At 66.2% G+C, this 6604-nt stretch carries 6 protein-coding genes; 4 read left to right on the top strand and 2 right to left on the bottom strand.

Going from position 1 to position 6604, the window contains the following annotated elements:
• Positions 1–9 precede the first annotated feature (9 nt).
• Together L5G32_RS12510 and L5G32_RS12515 are read left to right on the top strand one after the other, a co-directional pair.
• Complete coding sequence (locus L5G32_RS12510) at positions 10–1113, top strand: FUSC family protein (protein ID WP_237011397.1); 1104 nt, start codon at positions 10–12, stop codon at positions 1111–1113.
• Between the two features lie 53 nt (positions 1114–1166).
• Entirely contained in the window at positions 1167–2102 is a 936-nt protein-coding gene (locus L5G32_RS12515) for a cation diffusion facilitator family transporter (RefSeq protein WP_237011387.1), read from the top strand.
• Positions 2103–2124: 22 nt separating this feature from the next.
• Here L5G32_RS12515 and L5G32_RS12520 read toward each other — a convergent pair whose 3' ends face one another.
• Both L5G32_RS12520 and L5G32_RS12525 read right to left on the bottom strand, forming a co-directional pair.
• Positions 2125–2910 (bottom strand): site-2 protease family protein, encoded by a 786-nt coding sequence (locus L5G32_RS12520; RefSeq protein WP_237011388.1) that lies wholly within the window; start codon positions 2908–2910, stop codon positions 2125–2127.
• Positions 2907–3548 (bottom strand): hypothetical protein, encoded by a 642-nt coding sequence (locus tag L5G32_RS12525; protein WP_372491692.1) that lies wholly within the window; start codon positions 3546–3548, stop codon positions 2907–2909. The genes L5G32_RS12520 and L5G32_RS12525 overlap by 4 nt, the downstream gene beginning before the upstream one ends.
• 102 nt (positions 3549–3650) lie before the next feature.
• Here L5G32_RS12525 and L5G32_RS12530 point away from each other — a divergent pair, with 102 nt between their 5' ends.
• Together L5G32_RS12530 and L5G32_RS12535 are read left to right on the top strand one after the other, a co-directional pair.
• A complete protein-coding gene (locus L5G32_RS12530; protein WP_237011389.1) occupies positions 3651–4937 on the top strand; it encodes an adenylosuccinate synthase in 1287 nt (428 codons plus the stop codon).
• Between the two features lie 15 nt (positions 4938–4952).
• On the top strand, positions 4953–6604 hold a 1652-nt coding region (locus L5G32_RS12535), incomplete at its 3' end, for an adenylate/guanylate cyclase domain-containing protein (protein WP_237011390.1).

Here is a 6604-nt window from a genome sequence, read left to right on the forward strand (position 1 = left end):
CTGCAGAGTATGCGTTCGCGGTTCGGGGCGAAGATTCCGAAGTTTCTGCGGGTTCGGCTCCGCCGGTTGTGGCTGTCGTTCGTTCCGATCCTGCAATGCGGGCTCGCGAGCGGGCTCGCCTGGTGGATCGCTGCCGACATCGTCCACCACGACCGGCCGTTCTTCGCGCCGATCGCCGCCGTCGTCTCCCTCGGGCTCTCTCTAGCCAAACGGTGGCGGCGGTCGGTGGAACTCATCGGCGGCGTCCTGATCGGGATCATCGTCGGCGATGTCGGCATCTCCATCCTCGGCTCGGGAGGATGGCAGATCTCGGTCGTCGTCGCCATCGCTATGAGCGTTGCGGTGTTCCTCGACAAGGGCGTCATGATCCCGATTCAGGCGGCGTCGTCCGCGGTCCTGATCGCGACCCTCATCCCGCCCGGCACCGGTAGCTTCGGTCGGGCCGTCGATGCGCTCATCGGCGGCGGCGTCGGGCTGCTCGTCGTCGCGCTCGTCCCGATCAATCCGGCCCGACGCGCCAGGCGTGACGCGGCGGAGATCCTCTCGATCCTGCGCAACCTGTCCGCAGACCTCGCCATCGCGCTGCGCCTCGAGGACGAGGACGGCATCTACCGGGTGCTCGCGACTGCGCGTGGAACCCAAGGTGCCATCGACTCGCTGCGGGCCGGCGTCACGGCAGGCCGCGAAGTCAGCAGACTGTCCCCGATGTACTGGTCCTCGCGGGGCCGAGTCGAACGAATCGGCGCCACCGCCGACCCCATCGACAACGCGGTACGCAATTTCCGTGTCATCTGCCGTCGATCGCTTGGCGTGACGCAGCGGGGGATCGCGATCGAACCGGAGATCGTCGGCGTCGTCGATGACCTTCAACTGGGTTTCGAGACCCTTCGGGCGATGATGATGGCCGAGCCAGGGGACAGTCCCGATCAGGCCGATGCCGCGCGCGTCATCCGGTCCATCGTCCGCAAGGCCCGCACCTCCCTCGCGGACGGCGTGGAAGACCTCTCTGAAGCCGCCATGCTGGTGGAACTCCGGTCACTGCTCGTGGACATGCTGATGGTGACGGGCCTCAAGCGATCGTCGGCGATCGCTCAGTTGCATCGGAATCAGTAACGATCAGGTCACCCTAACCTTGACATATTCAGTAGCACGCATATATTGAGGTCATGAGCAGTAACCACGGGCACGAAGGGCACAGTCACGGGCCCAGTGCAGCCGATCTCGCATCGGGCGCGACCAATCGACGACTCTGGCCGATGACGGTGTCGGTCGTCATCATCGGCGGGTTCTTCGTCGTCGAGCTCGTCACCGGCCTGCTCTTCGGGTCGCTCGCGCTGGTCGCCGACGCCGGGCACATGCTCACCGACGTCGTCGCACTCACCATGGGGCTCTCGGCCCTGCTCCTCGCGCGGCACGGTCGGGTCACCGACGGGCGCAGTTTCGGTTGGTACCGCGCAGAAGTCTTCACCGCCGTCGTCAATGCAGTCCTACTCATCGGTGTCGGCGTGTTCGTTCTCGTCGAAGCTATCCGCCGCATCGGCACCGACCCCGAGGTTCCCGGCGGACCGATGATCATCGTTGCCGCCCTCGGTCTCGTCGCCAACCTCGTCGTGATGCTGCTGTTGAGGGCCGACGCCGAAGGGTCGATCGCCATCCGCGGCGCCTACCTCGAAGTCCTCGCCGACGCCGTCGGCAGCGTCGGCGTCCTGGTCGCAGGCATCGTCGCGCTCACCACAGGTTGGGGTTACGCCGACCTCATCGTCGCTGTGCTCATCGCAGTCTGGGTGGTCCCGCGTGCGCTGAAGCTCGCACGCGACGCGCTCAAGATCCTCAACCAGCAGGCGCCGTCGCACATCGACCTCACGGACCTGCGTGCCCGTCTCGCCGATGTCCCCGGAGTAGACGACGTCCACGACCTGCACGTCTGGTCGGTCACCACCGGTATGGACGTCGTGACCGTGCACCTGACCGCGTTCGGCGACCACACCAGAGTTCTCGCAGATGCGCGCGCCGTCCTCGACGCGCAAGGCCTCGAACACGCCACGGTCCAGATCGAGTCGTCGGGCAGCAAGGCTGCATGCACCGGCGAACTGACCTGGTGAGAATGCGTGGAAGACGCGGCGGCTACAGCCAGAACGCGAACAGGTGCCATCCGTAGGAGACGAACAGCGAGTCGACGCCGAACAGCCCCATCAGGCCTTCGATGAGGGCGAAGAACGCCCTGTTCAACGCCGGCAGCCACAGCACGACGAGAACGATGAGGAACCCGAACGGGGCGATCTTCTCGGCGGAACGGCGAATGTCCCATGACAGGTACGGCTCGATCGCGTGGTAGCCGTCGAAGCCCGGCACCGGGATCAGGTTCAGGATCAACGCGGTGAACTGGAGAAAGGCGAGCATCGCGAGCGACGACCACAGATTGAGGTTTCCGAGGTCGTCGGCCAACGGCATCGCAGTCAACAGGATGCACAGCACGACGCCCAGGATCAGGTTCGCGGCAGGCCCGGCCAACGCGACCTTCGTCCGCTGACTCTTGGTGAAGGCACTGTGATCGACGTACACCGCGCCGCCGGGGAAACCGATGCCGCCCAGCGCGATGATCAGCAACGGCAACGCGATCGACAGACCCGGATGCGTGTACTTGAGCGGATTCAACGTCAAGTAGCCGCGGAGTTCTGTGTTGCGGTCGCCGTAGCGGAACGCAGTGAACGCGTGCCCGAACTCGTGCAGACACAGCGAGATCACCCAGCCAGACAGGACCAGGAGGATCGCGCCCAGCGTCGCGGTCGCAGAGTCGTCACGTCCCGACGAGACCAGCAGTGCCACACCGACACCGAACGCGACGCAGAGGCCGAGGAAGACGACGCCGGGTCGCACTGACTTCAACGCGACCGAAGTCGGAGTCGTCACTGAGAGACCAGCTTCCAGTCGATGTGATGACGGTAGAAGGTCGACCGTTTGACCAGACGCTCAGTGATGACGCCCTCGCGTTCGACGACCAGGTTGCTGCCGCCCGTCTGTACCGCTCGCCCGGTCTTCCAGCCGCCCGGCAGCCACCGTGCGACACGCCCGCGTACCCCCGGCTCCTCCGGGATGGGCTCGATCTCCACCGCATCCACCTCGCCGTCGAACAAGCGATCGGAGTCGACGTACGCCTCACCGTGCAGCTTGGCGCCGTCGGCGCCCAGGTGGCGGGCTCGGCCCACGAGAACAGTCGCGGCATCGTCGCGGATCAACGGCAGGCTGCGGGCGACGCCGGACTCGGCGAGCGCCATCGCGTTGGCACCGTATTTGAGGTTGTACGCCTTGGTCGCGTCGGTCTCATGCGGTGCGACATAAGCGATTTCGACGTCGAGTCGGTCCTGCTTCATGACTGCGGCGACGATCTCGGCGAGGAACACGTCGGGCTCCACGCCGGACTCCTCGACAGCGGGCGGAGCGACGATGAGTCGGGTCAAGTCCGGGTATTCGAGCGCCTGCGCGACCAGAACTGCAGGTGTCGGGCCGTTCTCGGCACCTGTCGTCGGGGCGAGGTGAGTAGATGACACGTCTACCAGGATAACGGCGCGGCATGCGCACACCGTGGACTCGGGGTCTGACGGCACGTTCGGACCCAGTAGGGTGGACGCGAACAGGAGGATCACCGAACTATGGCTGCGATTGTGCTGATCGGCGCCCAGTGGGGCGACGAAGGCAAAGGTAAAGCGACAGATCTACTCGGCGGAAAGCTGCAGTGGGTGGTTCGCTACCAGGGTGGGAACAACGCGGGACACACGGTCGTCCTGCCGAACGGGGAGACATTTGCGCTTCACCTGATTCCCTCCGGCATTCTGACCCCCGGCGTCAACAACGTCATCGGCAACGGTGTCGTCGTCGACCCGAGTGTCCTCCTCAACGAACTGCACGGTTTGGAAGAGCGCGACGTCGACACGTCGCGGCTGTTGCTGTCGGCCGACGCGCACCTGCTGATGCCGTACCACGTCGCCATCGACAAGGTGACCGAGCGATTCCTCGGCAACAGCAAGATCGGTACAACGGGCCGCGGCATCGGTCCCTGCTACCAGGACAAGATCGCGCGCGTCGGCGTCCGCGTCGCCGACGTCCTGGACGAGAAGATCCTCGCCCAGAAGGTCGAAGCCGCTCTCGAGGTGAAGAACCAGATCCTCACCAAGATCTACAACCGCAAGGGTCTTGACCCGGCCGAGGTGGTGGACGAGACCCTCGAGCTCGCCGAAGGCTTCAAGCACCGCATCTCCGACACCCGGCTGCTGCTCAACCAGGCGCTCGAGCGGGGCGAGACCGTCCTCCTCGAAGGCTCGCAGGGCACATTGCTCGACGTCGACCACGGCACCTACCCGTACGTGACGTCGTCCAATCCGACAGCGGGTGGAGCGGCCGTCGGCGCAGGCATCGGTCCCGGTCGTATCGATACCGTCCTCGGCATCCTCAAGGCGTACACGACGCGTGTCGGCGCGGGCCCTTTCCCGACCGAGTTGTTCGACGAGTGGGGCGAGTTCCTCGCCAAGACCGGCGGCGAGGTCGGCGTTACTACCGGCCGCGGACGTCGTTGTGGCTGGTTCGACGCCGTCGTGGCCCGTTACGCGACCCGCGTCAACGGAATCACCGACTACTTCCTCACCAAGCTCGACGTCCTGTCGAGCCTGGAGACGGTCCCGATCTGCGTCGCCTACGAGGTCGACGGCGAACGCGTCGACGACATGCCGATGACGCAGACCGGCTTCCACCACGCGAAGCCGATCTACGAGGAGATGCCCGGCTGGTGGGAGGACATCTCCAATTGCCGCACCTTCGAGGAGTTGCCGGCCAACGCGCAGGCCTACATCCTTCGGCTCGAAGAGCTGTCCGGCGCACACATCTCGTGCATCGGTGTCGGACCGGGGCGCGATCAGACGATCGTGCGTCGCGAGATCGTCTGACCGGGGACGGCGCAAGTGTGGCGGCCGAGCTTCAATCGTGATTACGGTTCGATCCTGCTCGGCTCCGCAGAGCAGTCTGCGCGGAGCGTTCGGCTCCGCGTCCAGACGCTTCTCACGTTCGCGGTCGTGTTGGCGAACGTCATCGGCATCGTCATCGCGCTCGGGCTCGGAGCCGTCGGGATCCCCGAACCGTCGCTGCTCCGTCGTGACCTGATCTACGTCAACTTCGTCGGGGTACCCGTCTACATCGCGTTCGCGCTGGTCGTCGGTGTCTGGGTGGGTACGGCGTCGACGGTCAAAGCCGTCCGCTGGTCGATCGTCGACGAGATACCGACGCGCGACGATGCGCGGCGGGCGAGCCGGGCCCAGCGTCGACTCGTGTGGCTGCAGGGTCTGCTCTGGGTCGGAGGGGCAGGCGTGCTCGCGCTGCTCTACGGTCTCGTCGACCCGTCGTTGATCCCGAAGGTCGTGCTCATCGTCTTGATGTGCGCGACGGTCGTCGTCGCGATCGCGGGCATCTACACCGAGATCCTGTTGCGCCCGGTCTGGGCCAAGATCATGCAAGCGGGTATCGGGCTCAAGGGCAGCTCGGTCCGTTCGCGCGCAGTCAACTCCTGGATCATCGGTACCGGGATCCCGCTGACGGGCATCACCCTCGTCGTCCTGTTCAGCGTTCTGCGGCCGGAGACGAGCAAGGCGAACGTCCTCATCGCGGTGACCGTGCTCGCGGTGGTCGCCGGATGCGTCGGGTTCGGATCGATCATGTTGTTCGTCTGGAGTATCACCGGCCCGTTGCGCAGTGTGCGCGCCGGGATGGCCACCGTCCGGCACGGCGATGTGGGCCAGGACGTCGACCTCCTCGTCTACGACGGATCCGAGCTCGGCGAACTCCAGTACGGGTTCAACACGATGGTCGGCGGACTCCGCGAACAGGAACGCCTCCGGGACCTGTTCGGCAGGCACGTCGGCCGGGACGTCGCTGCGGCCGCGCTGCGCAGCGATCCCGAACTGGGCGGCTCCGAGCGGACTGTCGCAGTCGTGTTCGTCGACGTCATCGGTTCGACGACGATCGCCGAGAAACGGTCGCCGACCGAAGTCGTCGCACTGCTCAACCGCTTCTTCGCGGTGATCGTCGAAGCGACCGAGCGGAACGGCGGACTCGTCAACAAGTTCGAGGGCGACGCCGTCCTCGCGATCTTCGGCGCGCCCGTCGACCTCGACGATCCGGCATCGTCCGCGTTGGTTGCGGCCCGAGAGATCGCCGACGGCCTCGCCACTGACGTCCCCGAACTGTCCGCCGGTATCGGCGTCAGTTACGGCACCGTCGTCGCAGGCAACGTCGGAGCCGTCCAACGCTTCGAGTACACGGTGATCGGTGATCCCGTGAACGAGAGCGCCCGACTGTCCGAGGTCGCGAAAGACGATCCGCGTCATCCCGTCTCGTCGAAGCGAGCGATCGACGCGGCGGCGGACGATGAGGCCGCTCGCTGGACGCTTTGGCGCGAGGAGGTTCTCCGCGGCCGCACCGAACCCACACCCGTCTACGCGGCTTCGTCTCTGCCGCCGGTCGAGTCTCCTAGATCGCCGGGGGGGGGGGGGGGGGGCCCCCCCCCCCCCCGCCCCGGGGGGGGCGGCCCCCGGCCCCCCCGGTGGGGGGGCGCCCCCGG

This window comes from Gordonia zhenghanii, from assembly GCF_021738965.1.
GTDB classification, from domain to species: domain Bacteria; phylum Actinomycetota; class Actinomycetes; order Mycobacteriales; family Mycobacteriaceae; genus Gordonia; species Gordonia zhenghanii.